Annotated in this window: 19 protein-coding genes; 11 read left to right on the forward strand and 8 right to left on the reverse strand. The window is 63.1% G+C overall.

Annotation, left to right across the window (positions count from 1 at the left end; all coding sequences use genetic code 11):
- Positions 1–29: 29 nt before the first annotated feature.
- Complete coding sequence (gene ytfE, locus CSQ93_RS02135; protein WP_035822177.1) at positions 30–707, forward strand: iron-sulfur cluster repair protein YtfE; 678 nt, start codon at positions 30–32, stop codon at positions 705–707.
- Positions 708–721: 14 nt separating this feature from the next.
- Positions 722–2,995 carry a nitric-oxide reductase large subunit gene (locus tag CSQ93_RS02140; RefSeq protein ID WP_099376509.1) on the forward strand — a complete coding sequence of 758 codons (2,274 nt, stop codon included), beginning with the start codon at positions 722–724 and terminating at the stop codon, positions 2,993–2,995.
- A gap of 48 nt (positions 2,996–3,043) precedes the next feature.
- Here CSQ93_RS02140 and CSQ93_RS02145 read toward each other — a convergent pair whose 3' ends face one another.
- From CSQ93_RS02145 to CSQ93_RS28660, 5 genes are all read right to left on the reverse strand, one after another.
- Positions 3,044–3,427 carry a DoxX-like family protein gene (locus CSQ93_RS02145; RefSeq protein ID WP_099376510.1) on the reverse strand — a complete coding sequence of 128 codons (384 nt, stop codon included), beginning with the start codon at positions 3,425–3,427 and terminating at the stop codon, positions 3,044–3,046.
- Positions 3,424–3,894, reverse strand: coding sequence for a DUF2269 family protein (locus CSQ93_RS02150; protein WP_099376511.1), 471 nt, complete (start codon positions 3,892–3,894; stop codon positions 3,424–3,426). The genes CSQ93_RS02145 and CSQ93_RS02150 overlap by 4 nt, the downstream gene beginning before the upstream one ends.
- Positions 3,891–5,009, reverse strand: a complete 1,119-nt coding sequence (locus CSQ93_RS02155; protein ID WP_199534215.1) for a saccharopine dehydrogenase family protein — start codon at positions 5,007–5,009, stop codon at positions 3,891–3,893. The genes CSQ93_RS02150 and CSQ93_RS02155 overlap by 4 nt, the downstream gene beginning before the upstream one ends.
- Before the next feature lie 46 nt (positions 5,010–5,055).
- Positions 5,056–5,526 (reverse strand): DUF1841 family protein, encoded by a 471-nt coding sequence (locus tag CSQ93_RS02160; protein ID WP_442778289.1) that lies wholly within the window; start codon positions 5,524–5,526, stop codon positions 5,056–5,058.
- A 178-nt stretch (positions 5,527–5,704) separates the two neighbouring features.
- Positions 5,705–5,881: a hypothetical protein gene (locus tag CSQ93_RS28660; protein ID WP_158301081.1), complete on the reverse strand. Its 177-nt coding sequence runs from the start codon at positions 5,879–5,881 to the stop codon at positions 5,705–5,707.
- 35 nt (positions 5,882–5,916) lie between these two features.
- Between CSQ93_RS28660 and mqo the strand changes: the two genes are divergently transcribed.
- Complete coding sequence (mqo, locus tag CSQ93_RS02165) at positions 5,917–7,515, forward strand: malate dehydrogenase (quinone) (protein ID WP_233515996.1); 1,599 nt, start codon at positions 5,917–5,919, stop codon at positions 7,513–7,515.
- 102 nt (positions 7,516–7,617) lie between these two features.
- Here the strand turns inward: mqo and CSQ93_RS02170 are convergent, their stop codons facing one another.
- On the reverse strand, positions 7,618–8,250 hold the full coding sequence (locus tag CSQ93_RS02170; RefSeq protein ID WP_034780273.1) for an RNA pyrophosphohydrolase: 633 nt from the start codon (positions 8,248–8,250) through the stop codon (positions 7,618–7,620).
- Between the two features lie 204 nt (positions 8,251–8,454).
- Here CSQ93_RS02170 and CSQ93_RS02175 point away from each other — a divergent pair, with 204 nt between their 5' ends.
- Positions 8,455–10,194 (forward strand): proline--tRNA ligase, encoded by a 1,740-nt coding sequence (locus tag CSQ93_RS02175; RefSeq protein WP_099376514.1) that lies wholly within the window; start codon positions 8,455–8,457, stop codon positions 10,192–10,194.
- Positions 10,191–10,817 carry a lytic transglycosylase domain-containing protein gene (locus CSQ93_RS02180; RefSeq protein WP_099376515.1) on the forward strand — a complete coding sequence of 209 codons (627 nt, stop codon included), beginning with the start codon at positions 10,191–10,193 and terminating at the stop codon, positions 10,815–10,817. The genes CSQ93_RS02175 and CSQ93_RS02180 overlap by 4 nt, the downstream gene beginning before the upstream one ends.
- A 79-nt stretch (positions 10,818–10,896) precedes the next feature.
- On the opposite strand, the gene CSQ93_RS02185 is transcribed toward CSQ93_RS02180, so the two are convergent.
- Together CSQ93_RS02185 and ffh are read right to left on the reverse strand one after the other, a co-directional pair.
- Complete coding sequence (locus CSQ93_RS02185; RefSeq protein ID WP_099376516.1) at positions 10,897–11,295, reverse strand: SWIB/MDM2 domain-containing protein; 399 nt, start codon at positions 11,293–11,295, stop codon at positions 10,897–10,899.
- A gap of 360 nt (positions 11,296–11,655) precedes the next feature.
- On the reverse strand, positions 11,656–13,023 hold the full coding sequence (gene ffh, locus CSQ93_RS02190; protein ID WP_034780269.1) for a signal recognition particle protein: 1,368 nt from the start codon (positions 13,021–13,023) through the stop codon (positions 11,656–11,658).
- A 239-nt stretch (positions 13,024–13,262) separates the two neighbouring features.
- Between ffh and CSQ93_RS02195 the strand changes: the two genes are divergently transcribed.
- The 6 genes from CSQ93_RS02195 (at position 13,263) to CSQ93_RS02220 (ending at position 19,511) form a co-directional block, all read left to right on the forward strand.
- Complete coding sequence (locus tag CSQ93_RS02195) at positions 13,263–13,772, forward strand: sigma-70 family RNA polymerase sigma factor (protein WP_099376517.1); 510 nt, start codon at positions 13,263–13,265, stop codon at positions 13,770–13,772.
- Positions 13,769–14,761, forward strand: a complete 993-nt coding sequence (locus CSQ93_RS02200; protein WP_199534216.1) for a FecR domain-containing protein — start codon at positions 13,769–13,771, stop codon at positions 14,759–14,761. Before CSQ93_RS02195 ends, CSQ93_RS02200 begins: the two co-directional genes overlap by 4 nt.
- A 112-nt stretch (positions 14,762–14,873) precedes the next feature.
- Positions 14,874–17,075, forward strand: coding sequence for a TonB-dependent siderophore receptor (locus CSQ93_RS02205; protein WP_199534217.1), 2,202 nt, complete (start codon positions 14,874–14,876; stop codon positions 17,073–17,075).
- Between the two features lie 116 nt (positions 17,076–17,191).
- Positions 17,192–17,473: a hypothetical protein gene (locus CSQ93_RS02210; RefSeq protein ID WP_099376519.1), complete on the forward strand. Its 282-nt coding sequence runs from the start codon at positions 17,192–17,194 to the stop codon at positions 17,471–17,473.
- Positions 17,470–19,173, forward strand: coding sequence for a PepSY-associated TM helix domain-containing protein (locus CSQ93_RS02215; protein WP_099376520.1), 1,704 nt, complete (start codon positions 17,470–17,472; stop codon positions 19,171–19,173). Before CSQ93_RS02210 ends, CSQ93_RS02215 begins: the two co-directional genes overlap by 4 nt.
- Positions 19,170–19,511 carry a DUF3325 domain-containing protein gene (locus tag CSQ93_RS02220; RefSeq protein WP_099376521.1) on the forward strand — a complete coding sequence of 114 codons (342 nt, stop codon included), beginning with the start codon at positions 19,170–19,172 and terminating at the stop codon, positions 19,509–19,511. The genes CSQ93_RS02215 and CSQ93_RS02220 overlap by 4 nt, the downstream gene beginning before the upstream one ends.
- Positions 19,512–19,601 lie beyond the last annotated feature (90 nt).

A 19,601-nucleotide genomic window follows, 5' to 3' on the forward strand; every position in this document is an offset into this window, starting at 1 on the left:
ACCACCACATTCATCATCAAGGAGTATCTATGGAACTGATCGAACAATCCCTGGGCCAGCTGGCCCGCCGCATCCCCGGCGCCACGCGCCTGTTCGATGCGCACCGCCTGGATTTCTGCTGCGGCGGCAACAAGACATTGCGCGCGGCGGCCGAAGCGGCCGGCGTGGACACGGCGCCCATCGTCGAGGAACTGAAACTGCTGGCAGGACGGACTGACGCCAGCGGCGAGCTTGACTGGCAGGAGGCCTCGGCCACCGAACTGGTGGAGCACATCCTGGCGCGCTACCACGCCGTGCACCGCGAGCAGCTGCCCGAGCTGATACGCCTGGCACGCAAGGTCGAGCAGGTGCATGGCGACCGCGCCGACTGTCCGCACGGGTTGGCGGAACACCTGTCGGCCATGGCGCAGGAGCTGGAAAGCCACATGCGCAAGGAAGAAGACGTGCTGTTTCCGATGATCGTGCGCGGCCAGGGGCCCCGGGCCGGCGCACCGATCAACGTGATGCGCATGGAGCATGACGACCATGGCGTGGCCTTGCGCGCCATGGAGGCAATGACGAACGATATCACCGCGCCGGCCGGCGCCTGCACCACCTGGCGCGCGCTGTACACGGGCTTGCGCACCTTCCGTGCAGACCTGATGGCGCACATCCATACCGAAAACAATATCCTGTTCGAGCGCTTTGCGCCGGCCGTGGTGCACTGACAAAGGAAAGACCCATGGGTCCCTACAAAAAACTCTGGTTCACCCTGATCGGTGTGCTGATCGTGACGTTTTCGCTGCTCGGCTACTACGGCACGGAAGTCTACCGGCAGGCGCCGCCCATTCCCGCGCAAGTGCTGGCGCAGGATGGCCGGCAGCTGTTCGACCGCGAGGGCATCCTCGATGGCCAGACGGCCTGGCAATCGGTGGGCGGCATGCAGCTCGGTTCCATCTGGGGCCACGGCGCCTACCAGGCGCCCGACTGGACGGCCGACTGGCTGCACCGCGAATTGACGGCCTGGCTGGAACTGGCCGCGCAAGAACAGCATGGCAAGGCGTACGCGGCGCTCGACGGCCCCGCGCAGGCGGCGCTACGCGAAGCGCTCAAGCTCGAATACCGCGGCAACCGCACCGATGATGCGCAAGTGCTGCGTCTGTCGCCGCGCCGCGTGCAAGCGATCGCCAACACGGCGCACTACTACGACCAGCTGTTCTCCGACGCGCCGGCGCTGCACGCCAGCCGCGAGCATTTCGCCATGAAGGAAAACACCCTGCCCAGCGCCGAGCGGCGCGCGCAGATGTCGCAGTTCTTCTTCTGGACGGCGTGGGCCGCCGCCACCGAGCGCCCTGGCCAGAAAGTGACCTATACGAACAACTGGCCGCATGAACCGCTGATCGGGAACCAGCCCAGCGGCGAAAACCTCGTCTGGTCGGTTGCCAGCGTGGTGGTGCTGCTGGCCGGCGTGGGCTTCCTCGTCTGGGGCTGGGCCTTCTTGCGCGACCACGACGAAGCGCTGCCGGCCGCCGGTCCGCGCGATCCGCTCACCACGTTCGCCCTGACGCCTTCGCAGCGGGGACTGGGAAAATACCTGTTCCTGGTGGTGGCGCTGTTTACCTTCCAGGTCTTCATCGGCGGCTTTACGGCGCACTACACGGTGGAAGGGCAGCAGTTCTACGGCGTCGACGTGTCGCGCTGGTTCCCGTATGCGCTCACGCGCACCTGGCATATCCAGGCCGCGCTGTTCTGGATCGCCACGGGCTTCCTGGCCGCCGGCCTGTTCCTCGCGCCCCTGATCAATGGCGGCAAGGACCCCAAGTGGCAGCGCCTTGGTGTCGACGTGCTGTTCTGGGCCCTCGTCGCGGTCGTCGTCGGTTCGTTCATCGGCAACTACCTGGCCATTGCGCAAGTGATGCCGCCCGAGTGGAATTTCTGGCTGGGTCACCAGGGTTATGAATATGTGGACCTGGGACGCTTGTGGCAAATCGGTAAATATATCGGCATCCTGCTGTGGCTTGTGCTGATGCTGCGCGGCGTCGTGCCGGCCCTGCGCAAGCCGGGCGGCGACAAGAACCTGCTGGCGCTGCTGACCGCATCCGTCGGCGCCATCGGCCTGTTTTACGGCGCCGGCCTGTTCTACGGCGAGCGCACGCACCTGTCCGTGATGGAATACTGGCGCTGGTGGGTGGTGCACCTGTGGGTGGAAGGCTTCTTCGAAGTGTTCGCCACGACGGCGCTGGCCTTCATCTTTTCGACCCTGGGCTTGGTGTCGGTGCGCATGGCCACGACGGCCAGCCTGGCGTCGGCCTCGCTGTTCATGTTGGGCGGGATACCCGGCACCTTCCACCACCTGTACTTCGCCGGCACCACCACGCCCGTGATGGCCATCGGCGCGAGCTTCAGTGCGCTGGAAGTGGTGCCGCTGATCGTGCTGGGGCATGAAGCGTGGGAAAACTGGCGCTTGAAGGAGCGCGCGCCGTGGATGGAGCAGTTGCGCTGGCCCATGATGTGCTTTGTCGCCGTCGCCTTCTGGAACATGCTGGGCGCCGGCGTGCTGGGTTTCATGATCAATCCGCCCGTGGCCTTGTACTATATCCAGGGCCTGAACACGACTCCTGTGCATGCGCATGCGGCGCTGTTCGGCGTGTACGGCTTCCTGGCGCTGGGCTTTACCTTGCTGGTGCTGCGCTATTTGCGGCCCGACTACCGCTTCAGCCCTGCCTTGATGAAGACGGCGTTCTGGGGCTTGAATGCGGGCCTGGTGCTGATGATCTTTACCAGCTTGCTGCCGATAGGCATCATCCAGTTCTACGCCAGCGTGACGGAAGGCCTGTGGTATGCGCGTAGCGAAGCGTTCATGCAGCAGCCGCTGTTGCAGAACCTGCGCTGGATACGCACCTTCGGCGACGTGGTCTTCATCGTTGGCGCCATCGCCATGGCATTGCAGGTGGTGCTGGGATTGATGGACAAGGTGAAGGCACCCGCGCTGCCACAGGCGGTACGGCCAGCCTGATCGGTTGCTGCGCCGTCGAGTGTTGTTGATCGATCTCCCGAAGCCGTGCTAGCCACGGCTTTTTTCATATAGGGCCAGGAAGACGAGACCAGCGACCAGCGGGATATTTTTCGTCAGCGGGCCGAAAGGGTGTATCAGGAATTCCGGCAGGAAGACGGCGATCACCAGTGTATAGCCGGCCACCAGCGCGCACTGCGTCCACCATAGCAACGGCCTGGCATGGAGCAGTGAGGCGATGCCCATGGCCAGGTCGGCCAGGCAGGAGGCGGCAAACACGTGTTCCGTATGCAGCGTGATGCCGCTACGGCGCAGCCATGCGAGCGATTCGGCATGCGGATACAGATACCAGGACACAAACGCCGTCCATAGCCAGATAAAGGCCATGCCGAGGCGCATGGCCCAGTACAGCCCTTGCAGCTTTGCTGGCGTCATGGCGCGGGCTTGGCAACCATCAGCCAGTAGACCAGCATGAGCGCGGCAAATGCGGGCACGCCGAGCCAGAACCAGCAGCGCGCATAGAACCAGTACAGGCGCGGCAGCGGTGTTCCCATGTCGTCAGCCAGGCGGGCCAGGCTGCGCATGCGGATCTGCAGCCATACCACGGGTAGCCAGCAGGCGCCGGCCAGCGCATACAGCAGCATCGAGGCGAGGACCCAGCCGGACAGGATCGGATAGCCGGCCAGGTGCGCCAGGGCCAGTCCGGACAGCGGCTGGACAATGACGGCCGGCGTGGTGAACAGCCAGTCGGCCAGCACGGTCTTTTCGGCCGATAGGCGGATCGCACGCACCTCGCCGCCCCTGTCGTTGATCCACTTGAAGAAAGCGATGCCGATGCCGGTGCCAAACAGGATGGTGGCGCTGAGGATGTGCAGCCATTTGACGAACAGGTACCAGCTCATGCCGGTACCTCGGTCACATCATGGCCTTGCAGCGCGGCCAGGTAATTTTCCACCGTGAGCAGGCCGATGCAGGGCATCGCGCCGCGCGGTAGCGGCGCGCCACCGCTGTTGGCGCTGGCCAACCGGTTCGCCAGCGCGATCGACGCGCCGCACGGGATATGCGGGCCGTGGTTTTGCGCCGCCAGCAATTGCCAGGTCAGCGTCAGTGGCAGGCCATCGAGTCCCGTGCCTTGCAGCGTCACGAACATCGCGCCTTTGTCGCTGACCAGCGGTTCCACCCATTGGCTAATGGCGTGCAATGGCCTGACCAGCGGCAGCAGGCTGCGCAACAGGCCCAGGCGCACCAGTTGCGCGGCGGCCCAGACGAACAGATGGCCGGGCACACCGGCAAAACCGGCGTGAAAAGTGACGGTGTCGAGGCCCGGATAGCGTTGCGGGAACAGCGCCAGGTCGGGCACGTCGCAGCTGCCCAGCAAGCGCCGTCCCACGGGCGCGGCAAAGCGGTGGCGCTTCAGGTCGAGCCAGCCGTGTGTGGTCTGCTGGCTGCCGGCAACCAGGCGCTGGAACGGTTTGCCACAGTACGAGAAGATGCCGGCCATGGTGGCGATGCCCGGCGCGCGGGCGCCGGAGGCGATGCCGTGGCGGATCGATGTGAGCTGGCGAAAGCGCGGCAGGTAGCGGTCCACCACGGCCGAGGACAGCGCTGGCAGCGAGCTGGCGCCGCTGGTGATGAACACGCCGCGCTGGCGTGCCAGGTCGTCGAGGCTGGCGATACCGGCGACAAAATCGCGACCGTCGGCCAGGTCGATATAGTTGGCACCGGCCTCGATCGCCGCACGGGCGACACGGTAATCCTGGCCCTGGAACGGGCCGGCGGTATGGATCAGCGTATCGACGCCCAGTTCGGTCAGGCGCCGCGCCAGATCAGGTGCAACGGCATCGAGCGCCAGTGCTTGCCGCGGCGGCAAGCCCAATTGCGCCACCAGTGCCCTGGCCCTGGCGGCGTCGCGCCCGGCCACCAGCAGATGGATATCCCGTTTGCCGGCTAGCGCCTGGCAAATGCGCGTGCCGAAAAAACCGTAACCGCCGAGTACGAGAATGGTGTGATGGGCCAAGATATCCTTCAGTGGCTGAGTTTCTTGGCAACATGATACTACCTGATCAGCGGCGCCGCACGCAGTCGATATACGCATCCGTATCGGGCGGCAAACCCGAGCGTTGCGAAGCCCAGATCATCTGGCCCAGGCATTCCATCACTTCGTGCTGGGCGGCATGGGCCGAATCGAGGCGCTGGGTCAGCTGCTGGACGGCCGGGCGGATGCCGCGCGGCTGGTCCACTTGCACTTGTTCCGTGATCGACAGATGCATGGACAGGTGCAAGAACGGATTGGCTTGTCCCCCTTCGACGGAATAGTCGCGCGCCAGCGCCGCTTCGACGTCGCTCAGCTCGTTTTCATACTCGGGGTGTTCGAGGATCCAGTCGAGCGCGATGGCTTCCATCGGCGTGAGGATGTCATGGGCGCGGTGCTTGCGCAAAGTGTCGCAAAAGAAACGGCGCACATCGTCGGAAGAGGGGTTGAACATGGCTGAAGGACTATGGCTAAAGGGCAGCCGGCATTGTACCGCGTACATAAATAAAGGGCATCGAGGATGCCCTTTTTGCCGTCTGGCGACCGCTGGCATGACCCGAGAGTCACTGTCATTTAATACCCTGCAGTAAGTATTATCCACTACCGCCACGGCCCGGCGGCGCCAAATAACGGTGATAAAATCGCCGCTCTTGATATTTGCACTGGACATGACGGCGATTTTATTGCCATTCCCCTGTTTCCATTGCCCGCACCTTTGCCACCAGATATTGCTCCAGGGATATCCCGGAGCGCGGCAGCATGCCTATCACCATCGACTTGACCTGTCCGGCCGCCCTGGCGTTCCGGCTGGCTGTTTGCATTTCATACAGCGATGGTGCCGCCACGGTGGCGCGCAAGAATCATCCTTCAGTATTCATAAACGGAGTTACGTATGCGTAAATCGCTATTACTTTTGATGTCGTGCCTGATCCTGGCGGCATGTGACAAGACCCCGCCGGCCTCGTCCGAAAAACCGGTCGACGTGCTGCTGATCGGCGCTGGCACCATGAGCGCCACCCTGGGCAGCATGCTCAAGGAACTCGATCCGTCGCTGACGATGGAAATGGTCGAGCGCCTCGATTCCGTGGCCGCCGAAAGTTCGGACGCGATGAATAACGCAGGCACGGGCCACTCGGCGTTTGCCGAGCTGAACTACACGCCGGAAGCGGCCGATGGCAGCATCGAGACCAAGAAAGCCGTTGCCATCAACGAGCAATTCGAAATTTCCAAGCAATTCTGGGCTTATCAGGTAGCCAACAAGCATCTGGGCGCACCGCAAACCTTCATCAACAATGTGCCGCACATGGCCTTTGTGTGGGGCGACGACAATATTGCCTTTTTGAAGAAGCGCTATGCTGCGCTGCAAAAGGAAAACCTGTTCAAGGGCATGCTGTTCTCGGAAGACCAGGCGCAGATCGAGCAATGGGCGCCGCTCGTCATGCAAGGCCGTGACAAGGGCCAGAAAGTGGCCGCGACGCGCATGGAAATCGGTACCGACGTCAATTTCGGCAACCTCACGCGCGGTCTCGTGAAATACCTGACGGACAGCCATGGCATGGTCCTGCACCTGCGCCATCAAGTGGAAGACATCCAGCGCGGCGCCGATGGCGTGTGGAACGTGACGGTGAAAGACTTGAACGCCGGCAAGGAAAAGACCATGCGCGCCAAGTTCGTCTTCATCGGCGCCGGCGGCGGTTCGCTGCCGCTGCTGGAAAAATCGGGCATTCCTGAAGCCAAGGGTTACGGCGGCGTGCCGGTCGGTGGCCAATGGCTGGTGACCACGAATCCGGAACTGGTGGCGGCGCATGCAGCCAAGGTCTACGGCAAGGCATCCGTCGGTTCGCCGCCGATGTCCGTGCCGCATCTTGATACGCGCATCATCGATGGCAAGAAAGCCCTGCTGTTTGGCCCGTTTGCCACCTTCTCGACCAAGTTCCTGAAAAACGGTTCGTGGATCGATTTGCCTGCCTCGATCGGCACGGGCAATGTGAAACCCATGCTGCAAGCCGGCTATGACAATATTCCGCTGACGAAATACCTGGTCGAACAGGTCATGAACACGCCGGAAGACCGTTTGAAAACCCTGCGCGAATACTTGCCGAACGCCAAGATGGAAGACTGGACCCTGCAAAACGCGGGCCAGCGCGTGCAGATCGTCAAGGATGACCCTGTCAAAGGCGGCTTGCTGCAGTTCGGCACGGAAGTCGTCGGCGCCGCCGATGGCAGCATCGTTGCCTTGCTGGGCGCATCGCCAGGCGCTTCGACCGCGCCGCCGATCATGATCAAGGTGCTGCAAACGGCATTCAAGAGCCGTCTGGCGACGCCGGAATGGCAAGCGAAGATGGTGGAAATGGTGCCGTCGTACGGTCAAAAGCTGAATAACGATCCAGCCCTGGCCAACAAGATCCGCCACTACAGCAGCAATATCCTGGGCTTGAAAGCCATCACCCTGGATGTTCCCGCCGCTGCGCCAGCGTCGGCAGCAAACTAAGTCAGCCTGACCGGCAGGGGAATTTCCTGCCGGCATGAAAAAAGGGGCAGCCTGTTCAGGCTGCCCCTTTTGCGTGGGAGAGTGCGTTCATGGTGCGGCGGACTACTCCTTGCCTGGCAGAATCAGCTCCGGCGTACACCCTTCGGCGGCGATGCCGTCGCAAGGCTTGGCCAGTGCCGTACCATCCTGCGCCCGTGGCGCATGGGGCTGGCGCAGGTAGCGCGACGTGTGGCGGTGCGCTTGCTGTGCGTTGCCATGCACGGGCCAGGTCAGGAAGCGGGACAGCTCCTGCAAGGCGCGCTGGTAAACATCGCGTTTAAATTCAATGACGACATCGAGCGGGACCCAGTATTCATGCCAGCGCCAGGCGTCGAACTCGGGATGGTCGGTCAGGCGCAGATTGACGTCGTTATCGCGCGCGCACATTCTCAGCAGAAACCAAATCTGCTTCTGGCCACGGTAATGGCCGCGAATCTCGCGCTTGATGAAGTGGTCTGGCACTTCATAGCGCAGCCAGTCGCGGGTGCGGCCGACAATTTTGACGTGTTCCTGTCTGAGTCCGATTTCCTCTTCAAGTTCGCGAAACATGGCTTGTTCCGGTGTTTCGCCATATTTGATACCGCCTTGCGGAAACTGCCATGAGTGCTCGCGCACCCGCTTGCCCCACCACACCTCGTTCTGGGCGTTTAGCAGGATGATGCCGACGTTGGGCCGAAACCCTTCACGGTCGAGCATAATGCACCTCAAACTTTCTGCGACAGTGCGTCTTTTTTTACATAATTACCCACAACTTCGCAAGCCGGTGACCTTTTCGGGGTGCGAAAAGCGCCGGAATCGCACCAATTGAGCGCATTTGTGTAAAGTATGGACGCATCAGCCAGCTAATCCTTTAAAATTAGGTTGATTATAACCCTCTCTTTTTAAAAAGAATTCACCGTTATGCGCGCCTCCCGTTTTTTTATTTCCACACTTAAAGATGCACCTTCTGACGCGGAAATCGTCAGCCACCAGTTGATGATGCGTGCAGGCATGATCAAACGCCTCGGTTCCGGCATCTATACCTACATGCCGATGGGCTTGCGCGTGATCCGCAAGGTGGAAGCCATCATCCGTGACGAGATGAACAAAGCCGCCGGCATCGAACTGCTGATGCCGCTCGTGCAGCCAGCCGAACTGTGGCAAGAGACGGGCCGCTGGACCAAGATGGGCGACGAACTGATGCGCGTGAAAGACCGCCACGGCCGCGAATACGCGATCCAGCCGACATCGGAAGAAGTCATCACCGACGTCGTGCGCACGGAAATCAAGTCCTACCGCCAGTTGCCGTTGAACTTTTATCACATCCAGACCAAGTTCCGCGACGAGCGCCGTCCCCGCTTCGGCCTGATGCGCGGCCGCGAATTCACCATGAAGGACGCCTACTCGTTCGACCGCGACCTGGCCGGCATGCAAGCGTCGTACAAGGTCATGTTTGACGCCTACACGCGCATCTTCACGCGCTTCGGCCTGAAATTCCGCGCCGTGGCCGCCGACAACGGCGCCATCGGCGGTTCCGGTTCGCATGAATTCCACGTCATCGCCCACACGGGTGAAGACGCGCTCGTGTACTGCCCGACGTCCGACTACGCGGCCAACATGGAAGCGGCCGAAGCGCTGCCGCCAGCCGGTGAGCGCCCGGCCGCCGCCCAGGCGCTGACGAAAACGGCTACGCCGGACACCGTCAAGTGCGAAACCGTGGCCACCTTGCTGGGCCTGGAACTGTCGCGCACCGTGAAAACCATCGCCCTGACGGTGGAAACGACGGGCAAGGATGAAAAAGTCACGAAACAGCACTTCATGCTGCTGCTGCGCGGCGACCATGAATTGAACGAGATCAAGGTGGGCAAGGTTGCCGGCCTGGCCGGTCACCGTTTCTCCACGGAAGCGGAAATCCTGGAAGTCTACGGCACGATTCCTGGCTACCTGGGCCCGATCGGCACGAAGGCACCCGTCACCGTGGTGGCGGACCGCACGGTCGCCCACATGAGCGACTTCGTGTGCGGCGCGAATGAGGCCGGTTTCCACTACACGGGCGCCAATTGGGGCCGTGACGTGGCCGAGCCTGCCATCGTGGCCGATTTGCGCAATGTCGTCGCCGGTGACGCTTCGCCGGACGGCCAGGGCGCACTCGCCATCGAGCGCGGCATCGAAGTGGGCCACGTGTTCCAGCTGGGTACGGCGTACTCGGAAAGCATGAAAGCCACCTTCCTCGACGAAAACGGCAAGCCTGCGCCGTTGCAGATGGGTTGCTATGGCATCGGCGTGACGCGCATCCTGGGCGCCGCCATCGAGCAGAACTTCGACGACAAGGGCATCATCTGGCCGGCGTCGATCGCGCCATTCGAGGTCGTGCTGTGCCCGATGGGCATGGACCGTAGCGAACTGGTCAAGGAAGAGACGGAGAAGCTGTACGCGGCCCTGCAAGGCGCTGGCGTGGACGTCATCGTCGACGACCGCGGTTTGCGCCCTGGCGCCATGTTTGCTGACTGGGAACTGATTGGCGTGCCGCACCGCATCGTCATCGGCGAGCGCGGCCTGAAAGAAGGCAAGCTGGAATACCAGGGCCGCCGCGACGCGGAAGCAACTGGCGTGGCACCGGACGAGATCGTCGCTTTCATCCAGGGCAAAATGGCGCAGTGAAGCGTCTATCAGTAAGCAAGACGGCTGGCGCGCTCGCGCTGGCCGCCTGCCTGGCCTGCGTCGCTCCGGCGCAGGCTGGCAACCAGAAGGAGGAGGCGCTGGCCGACTCCGTCCGCCTGGCCCTGTCGCACGCGATCCGCGACGAACGCCCGCCGCAGCCCAAATTTGCCACGCCCGCCGACTTGCAGCGCTACCAGCAATGGCTGGCGCAGATGTCGTCGCGCCTGCAGCGCAAGCTGCCGGACGCCCAGCTGCGCACGGAATTTCTGGAAACCGTCTGGTACGAAGCGCGCCGCGCGGGTCTGGAACCGGCCCTCGTGCTGGGCCTGATCCAGGTGGAATCCGCCTACCGCAAATATGCCGTCTCGCTGGCAGGCGCGCGTGGCTACATGCAGGTGATGCCGTTCTGGACGGGCGTCATCGGCGACAGCGACCGCAGCAAGTTGTTCCACATGCAGACGAATCTGCGCTACGGCTGCGCGATCTTGCGCATGTACCTGGATATGGAAAAGGGCGATTTGTACCTGGCGCTGGGGCGGTATAACGGCAGCCGGGGACGGGCCGAGTATCCGAATGCCGTGCGGGCGGCGTGGCGGCAGTGGGAATTCAAGCCGGCCGCTTGAACGGCAGGCAAAAAAATGCCCCGCTCGCAGTAAAGCGGCGGGGCACTCACACGGCGCGAAACGCCCTGTGCGTATCTGATTATTTCAAATGATCGGAGATCAGTTTCGTCATTTCAAACATGGAGACTTGGGCTTTGCCGCCGAAAACTGCTTTCAGCTTGTCGTCCGCATTGATCATGCGGCGGTTGGCCGGATCTTGCAGATCGAGTTTTTTGATGTAATCCCATACCTTTTTGGTCACTTCCGTGCGCGGCAGTGGTGCTGCGCCAACAACGGCGGCCAGCTCTTTCGATGGCGTCATTGCTTTCATGAATGCTGCGTTTGGCTTGCGTGGTGTTGCCGGTGCTGCCGCTTTCTTCGCCGCTGCTGGTTTAGCTGCTGCTTTGGCTGCGGGTGCTGCTTTCTTGGCGGCTGCAGGCTTGGCTGCTGCTGCTGCTTTGGCTGGCGCTGCTACTGGGGTTTTTTTGGCTGTTGCCATCTTCGAGCCTCCTTAACAAACACATGGGAAATTGCGCAATTAATCGCACGGCTAATATTGGTGTGGATTTACCTTGTATGCAAGTGTTTTTCACGTTTTCACGAGGAAAAAGCAGGGAAATGGCAATGCTGTCGCCCGGGCGCACCGCTTGGGAGCGCAGAACGGCGTTTTTGCCCGTAAATGGCATGGTTGCTGGCTATGCGGGGAGGGGCGCTGCTGGGGGAGGGAAGAGTGATGCCGGACACATGAAAATGCAATCCGGCATTATTTAGAACGGTGTTTTTTGATCTATCGACTTTCGATACGCGGCGTAAAAAAGGCCTTCACACTCGCCGCCAGCGGCGAGTGTGAAACCTTTCATTACCTCATCCCAGGCATCATGCCTTTCATGGAGCGCATCATCTTCATCATGCCGCCGCCCGACAATTTCTTCATCATCGTCTGCATTTGCTCGAATTGCGTCAGCATGCGGTTCACTTCCTGCACTTGCACGCCGGCGCCGGCGGCGATGCGGCGCTTGCGCGTGGCCTTGATCAGTTCAGGCTTGGCGCGTTCCTGCGGCGTCATCGAGTCGATGATGCCGCACATGCGGCGCACCTGCTTGTCGGCTTGATCCATGTTCTTGCCGCCTGCCGCCTGCTGGAACTGGGCCGGCAGCTTGTCCATCAGGTTGGCCATGCCGCCCATTTTCTTCATTTGGCCCAATTGCGCCTTGAAGTCGTTCATGTCGAACTTGCCGCCGACCTTGATTTTTTGCGCCAGGTCGGCCGCCGCCTTGCTGTCGACGCCCTTGCGCGCTTCTTCCACCAGGGCGAGGATGTCGCCCATGCCCAGGATACGGTTGGCCATGCGGGTCGGGTCGAACGCTTCCAGGCCGTCGAGTTTTTCCGAGACACCGGCAAACTTGATCGGCTTGCCCGTGATGTGGCGCACGGACAGGGCCGCACCGCCGCGCGCGTCACCGTCAAGCTTGGTCAGCACGATACCCGTCAGCGGCAGCGCATCATTGAAGGCCTTGGCCGTGTTAATGGCGTCCTGGCCCAGCATGGCGTCAACGACAAACAGGGTTTCGATCGGTTTCACGGCGCCGTGGACGGCGGCGATTTCGCGCATCATCTCTTCGTCGATACCGAGGCGACCGGCCGTATCGATGATCAGCACGTCGTGGTAATGCTTTTTCGCCCAGTCCAGCGCGGCCAGGGCGATATCGACCGGCTTGTCCGTGCTGCTGGACGGGAAGAAGTCGGCGCCCACCTGGGCGGTGACCGATTGCAGCTGGGCGATCGCGGCGGGACGGTACACGTCGGCCGAGACGGTCAGCACTTTCTTCTTCTTTTCTTCCTTCAGGTACTTCGCCAGCTTGCCGACGGTGGTGGTTTTACCCACACCCTGCAAACCGGCCATCAGGATGATGGCGGGCGGCTGTTGCGCAAAGCTGATCTGCGACGCTTCCGGGCCCAGGTCGGCGCCCATCAGGGCGGCCAGTTCGCGCTGCACCACGCCAACCAGGGCCTGGCCTGGCGTCAGCGAGGAAATGACATCCTCGCCCATGGCTTTTTCTTTGACTTTGGCGATGAATTCGCGCACGGCGGGCAGGGCGACGTCGGCTTCGAGCAGCGCCAGGCGCACTTCGCGCAGCATGTCGGCGGTGTTCGCTTCGGTCAGGCGCGCCTCGCCGCGCATGGTCTTGACGACTTTGGCAAGCCGTTGGGTGAGATTATCTAGCATGATGAACCTGCAATGAAAAGCTTGGGAGTGGGCGGCGAAAGCCGGACGATGGCCGTCATTTTACCTTATCGCGGTTGGCTGGCGGTCCTGCGCTGCATCGCCTGGCGGTTGGCCTGCTTTTGAATTAGTTGGTATTTCTGGCAATGCCGCGATTGCATGAAAGTCAAAAACACGGTTAAAATGAGAATAATTCTTATTTACATTCTCGGGTGCCGCACGCCTGAGCGGAAAGGGATGCCATGTCGGCCGCCGATTTTGCACAGCAACAAGACCTGCACGCGCTCTACAGCAGCCATCACGGCTGGCTGCAGGGCTGGCTGCGGCATAAGCTGGGCAATGCGGGCGATGCGGCGGACCTGGCGCAAGACACCTTCATCAGCGTGCTGACGGCCGATTCCGCACCGCAGATCCGCGAAGCGCGGCCGTTTCTCGCTACCATCGCGCGCCGTCTGGTGGCGCACCGCTACCGCCGGCAAGTGCTGGAAGACGCGTATCTGGAGGCGCTCGCTTGCCTGCCGCCCGAGGTGGCGCCCGCGCCCGAAGAACGGCTGTTGGCGCTGGAAGCCTTGCAGGAAATCGACCAGGCCCTCGACGGCTTGCCGGCGCCCGTGCGCACGGCGTTTTTGCTGGCGCAACTGGAGGGCCTCAGCTATGCCGAGATCGCCGCGCGCCTGAACGTGTCGGCCAGCTCGGTCAAGCAATACCTGACGCGTGCCAACCGCCAGGTGTTTTTCTCCCTGCCGGCATGAGCACGGTGGCAGAACCCGCAGCCCCGGCAGCCATCCGCGAGGACGTGCAGCAGCAGGCGGCCGAGTGGCTGACCGTGCTGATGTCGAGCGAGGCCAGCAAAGCGGAACACGCCGCCTGGCAGCGCTGGTGCGAGGCCGACCCGGAACACGAACGGGCCTGGCAGCATATCGACGCTGTCACGCAACGGATCAACGGCTTGCACCGCGGTGCGGCCGCGCAGGCGCTGGCCGGCACGCAGCAGCAAGCCGTCAACGGCAAGCGGCGCCAGTTGCTGGCGTGGCTGGGCGTGGCGGCCGGCGGCGGCATGCTGGCCGCGCAGACGGATGCCTGGGATGGCGTGCGCGCCCTGCGCGCCGACTATCGCACGGCCAAGGGCGAGCGGCGCGAGGTGGTGCTGGACGATGGCAGTGTGCTCAGCCTGAATACAGGATCGGCCGTGAACGTGCGTTTCGACGCCAGCCGCCGCCTGATCGAGCTGCTGGCCGGCGAAATCCTCGTCACCAGCGGCCATGGCGCCGGCAGCGGCGCGCCTTTGGTGGTGGCCACGCGCGAAGGCCTGGTGCGCGCGCTGGGCACGCGCTTTGCCGTGCGCCAGCAGGATGGCTACAGCACCGTGGACGTGTTGGAAAGCGCCGTTGAAATCCTGCCCCGCGACGGCAGCGGCGCGCCCTTGCTGCTGGCGGCCGGCCACGGAGTGGCGTTTTCCCGTCAGGCGCCAGACGCGCCGCACGCCATCGATGCGTATGCGCACGCCTGGTCGCGTGGCCAGCTGATCGTCGACGACGTGACCCTCGGCGATTTCCTGGCCGACCTGGCCCGCTACCGCCCCGGTGTGATTCATTGCGCGCCGGAAGTGGCCCAGCTGCGCCTGTCGGGCGTGTTCCCGCTGGCCGACACCCAGCGCATCCTGAACATGCTGCCCAATTCCTTGCCGGTGCAGGTGCGCAGCCGCACGCGGTATTGGGTCAGCGTCGAACCGGCGCCGTAGTACCCACAAAATATATTTGCAGCCGGACTGCCCGTTTTTTGTTTTCGCGGCACCTACAGAGTAGGCGCCTGTTTTTTACCGTCTGATGACGCCACCACTATCAGGAACTTGCATGTCGCACGCTTTACCTTTTGTCAGTTTGCCATCGTCTCACTCCGCACTGCGTCCGCTGGCGCAGGCCGCGGCGGCCTTGTGCCTGGCCGCCAGCCTGCCGGCGCTGGCGCAGCAGGCCGCGCCTGCCATCCCTGCTGCCGAACAGACCATGCTTGGCGTGTCCGTCACGGCAGGGCGCGATGCGACGACGGAAGGCAGCGGCTCCTATACGACGGGCGTGAGCAATACGGCAACCAAGCTGAACCTGTCGCTGCGAGAAACGCCGCAGTCGGTCAGCGTGCTGACGCGCCAGCAGATCGACGACCTGGGCATCACCACCCTGGATGACGCTGTCCAATCGATCACGGGCCTTGTCATGCAAAAAGGCAACTTTACAGGCGATTCTGGCAGTTTCAGCGCACGTGGCTTTCCAATCGATAACATCCTGTTCGATGGCTTGCCCACCAGCCTGGGCGCGAACGGCACCTTCAATGGCGACAATGACGACCTGGCCATCTATGACCGCATCGAAGTGGTGCGCGGCGCCACGGGCTTGATGACGGGCAGCGGCACGCCCAGCGCGGCCATCAACCTGGTGCGCAAGCGCCCGACGGCCACGCCGCAAGCGTCATTCTCGGCCAGCGTGGGCAGCTGGAGCAACTACCGGCTGGAAGCGGATGCGGCCAACGCGCTCAACGAAGCGAAGACCCTGCGCGGGCGCATCGTCGCGACGGTGCAGGACAAGAAGGATTTTGTCGACGTGCTGCATGGCCGCAATCACCAGCTGTACGGCATCATCGAAGCCGACCTGCGGCCCGACACCACGGTCACCTTGGGCGCACACTACCGCAAGACGGATAACGACGGCGTCACGACGGGCGTGGTGACGGCCGCCGACGGCCGCTTTTTGAATTTGCCCCGCTCGACCTACCTGGGCACCGACTTCGATGGCTGGCGCCAGACGGATAAAACCATTTTCGCCGAGCTGGAACACCGCTTCGCCAATGGCTGGAAGGCCAAGCTGGCGGCCACGCGCAAGACGCCCGAGATCGACACGACGTTTTCCGGCGTCAGCCGCCGCGGCGACACCCTGCGCTTCAACTCGCAAAGCTACCGCGCCGAACTGGCCAACACCAGCTATGACGCGTATGCCACTGGCAGCTACAGCCTGTTCGGCCGCGAGCACGAGCTCACGGTCGGCGCCAGCCACCGCCGTTCGTCGAAAAACAGCTATGGCGGCTGGGCCCCGTACAGCTGGGGCGCGGCGGCGCCGGTGCTCGACCCGTTCAACTGGGATGCGGGCAGCGTGGCGCGTCCCGTCATCAATTACGCGCAGTGGCGCACGGCCAGCATCACCGAGCAAAGCGGCGTGTATGCGGGCACGCGCATGCGCCTGGCCGAGCCGCTGTCACTGGTGCTGGGCGGGCGCGTGAGCTGGTACAAGGACGATGCCGGCTACTCGGTGGCGCGCGAATTCACGTCGTACGCCGGTGTCGTGTATGACCTCGACAAGCAGCATTCCGTGTACGCCAGCTGGACCGAAATCTTCCAGCCGCAAGCGGCCACCGACGCCAATGCGCAGCCATTGAAGCCGATCAGCGGCACCAACTATGAAGCGGGCGTAAAAGGCGAATACTTCGGCGGCGTCCTCAATGCCAGCGCGGCCGTGTTCCAGATCCGCCAGCAAAACCGCGGCGTGGACGACCTGGCCGGCCCGGATCCCTGCCCCGGCAGCACCTGGGGCTATTGCCAGCGCGCGTCGGGCGAAGTGCGCAGCGAAGGCGTGGAGCTGGACGTGGCGGGCGCGCTGACGCCCGACTGGCAGCTGTCGGCCGGTTTTACGTATGTGAAGGCGCAATTTACGCGCGACAGCGATCCGGCCAATATCGGCAAGGACTTCAACAGCCGCTATCCGCGCCAGCAGCTCAAGCTGGCCACCAGCTACCGCCTGTCCGGCGCGGCGCAGGGCTGGCGCATCGGCGCTTCGGTGTACGGGCAGGGCGCGACCGAGTCGAAGGAAGGCGCCTACCATCTGCGCCAGGGCCGCTACGCGATCGTGGGTCTGAACGCCGCGTGGCAGATCGACAGCCGCGCCGAGCTGCGCCTGAACGTGAACAATGCGCTCGACAAGCGCTACTACCAGAGCATCTATTCCGATGTCTTCGGCAACCTGGTGGGCACGCCGCGCAACCTGATGCTGACTTTGAACTACAAACTGTAAATAATCACTTTTGAATGATCTATCTTGATGAAGGATGCATGGCTTATGAATGTGCAGTTGAATCTGGCCCACGCCAGCAATGGCGTGAGCCAGCGTGTGCCACAGGGAGCGCCGCGATGATGAAATCGGCCAACATGATGTTGTTCTCGCGCGTGCTCGCCGCCATCTTTGGCGGCTATGCACTGACGTCCGGCGTAGCCGTGCTGCTGTCGGCCGTGCTGCCGCTGTCGCGCGCCGAAGCCGTGCTGACGGCGACCCTGAGCGCCTTTGTCGTGTACACCTGCGCCGTGATCTGGGTCTTTGCCGTGCAGGACCTGCGCCGTGCCTGGCTCGGCATGCTGCTGCCGGCGATTCTATGCGGCGGCATCGGCATGCTGCTGTCGCGAGGTGCCGCATGAACGCCGTCAAGGTAGACAAAGTGGTGAAAACGCCGCAGCAGGGCGGCTTGCGCCAGGCCATGGCCTGGCTGCATACATGGAGCGGCCTGTGGATTTCCTGGCTACTGTTCGCCATTTTCCTGACCGGCACCCTGGCCGTCTTCGACGACCCGATCGGCCACTGGATGACGCCCGAACACGCGCTGGAAGAGGCGGCGCACGCGAACGATCCGCCGCTGCCGAAGGTCACGGACCGCGCGCACCGCCTGGAACTGGCGCTCGACTTCATGGCGAAGGAACACCCGAAGGCGGACATGTGGGAGATATGGCCCGTGCAGCGTCCCGGCCACGGCCTGTCCGCCTACTGGTTCCAGCCCAGCGGCGGCTATGGTTCGGCGGACCTCGATCCGCTGACGGGCGCCGTCATCGAGCATGCGCGCGAGGCAACGGAGCGCGACACCATCGGCGGCCACCATTTCGTCGATTTCCACTACGAGCTGCACGCGGGACGCATCGGCGTATGGATCGTCGCCATCACCACCATGATCATGCTGGTGGCGCTGGTGAGCGGCGTCATCACGCACAAGCGCATCTTCAAGGATTTCTTCACCTTCCGCCCGGCCAAGGGCCAGCGCTCGTGGCTCGACGCGCACAACGCGGTGGCCGTGCTGACGTTGCCGTTCCAGTTCATGATCGCCTACACGGGCCTGGCCTTCTTCAGCGATGACTATGTGCCGGCCCCCGTGATGGCGCAATACGGCATGGATAATCCCAAGAAGGCCTTTTTGAGCGACTGGAACGATGCGGGCAAGCCTGCGCGCTCGGGCCAGCCGCTGGCCATTCCCGCGCTGGAATCGTTCGCGCTGCGCGCCGAGCAGGCCATCGGCCAGGAAATCCGCGCCGTGGTGCTGGACAATCCGAACGATGCCTCCATGCGCGTCTGCATGTATGGCTGGAATGAAGAGACGGACACGATGGAACGCCTCAGCGCCAACACGGGCAGGGCCTGCTATGCGCTGGCCACGGGCGAGCAGGTTGCCTTGCGCCTGCCGGGCGAGTCGGACACGGGCGGCGCGGGCCTGACGCGCTCCGTCATGTCGAACCTGCACATGGTCGGTTTCGGCGGCACGCCGATGCGCTGGCTGTACTTTTTCTGCGGCCTGGCCGGTACGGCCATGATGGGCACGGGGGCGATCCTGTTCATGGTCAAGCGCCGCCAGAAGTCCGGCGGCGAGTTCGGCGCCTACACGCAGCGCGTGTACCGGGTCATCACATGCCTGAACGTGGCGGCGATCGCCGGCCTGTCCATCGCCTGCGTGGGCTTCCTGTGGGCGAACCGTTTGATCCCCGTCGGCCTCGAGCACCGCGCCGGCTGGGAAGTGCGCGCCTTCTTCGGCGTGTGGTTTGTGATGCTGGTGCACGCCTGCCTGCGCGCGGAAAAGCGCGCGTGGATCGAGCAATTGGGCTTGCTGGCCGCCCTGTGCCTGCTGCTGCCGGTGCTCAATGTCTTGAGCACGGGCGACAACCTGGCGGCGCAGATCGCGCGCGGCGATTGGGAAAGCGCCGGCGTGGAACTGGGCAGCATGGCTTTCGGCCTGCTGGCCGCCTGGGGCGCGTGGAAAGTCCACAAGCGCAAGGAAAAACCGGCCAGGAAGGCTGCACCCAAGGAAAACGCTGCGCCCACGGCCAGCCTGCAAGTCAATACGGAAGGACAGTCATGATCACTACCATCCTTTGCGCGCTGGGCCTGTCGTATGCGGGCATGGCCAGCCTGTCGCTGGCGATGGACCGCCACCATGGCCAGGTCTGGGGCAGGGACGCGGCGCCGAACGTGCGGCGCGCGCTGCAACTGGCCGGTACCGTCCTGCTGGCGCTGGCCATCTGGCCCTGCGTGGCTGGCTGGAGCGCCACCGTCGGCGTGGTTGCCTGGCTGGGATTCATCGGCGCGGGAGCGCTGCTGGTGGCCCTGCTGCTGCCATATGCCCCCCGCTTGCTGTTTCGTAGTTCCCTGCTGGCAGCCGTCGCCGCGCTGGCAGGTCTTGTGACGTTCCTGCGGTGATGTTCACCGCCATTTTCAAGGATAGACCGATGCACTTTTCACGCCTGGCGACACCGATTGATGTTTTGAATGTATTGAAAGTGGCTGCCT

This window comes from Janthinobacterium sp. BJB426 (genome assembly GCF_002735705.1).
Taxonomy (GTDB): Bacteria; Pseudomonadota; Gammaproteobacteria; order Burkholderiales; family Burkholderiaceae_D; genus Janthinobacterium.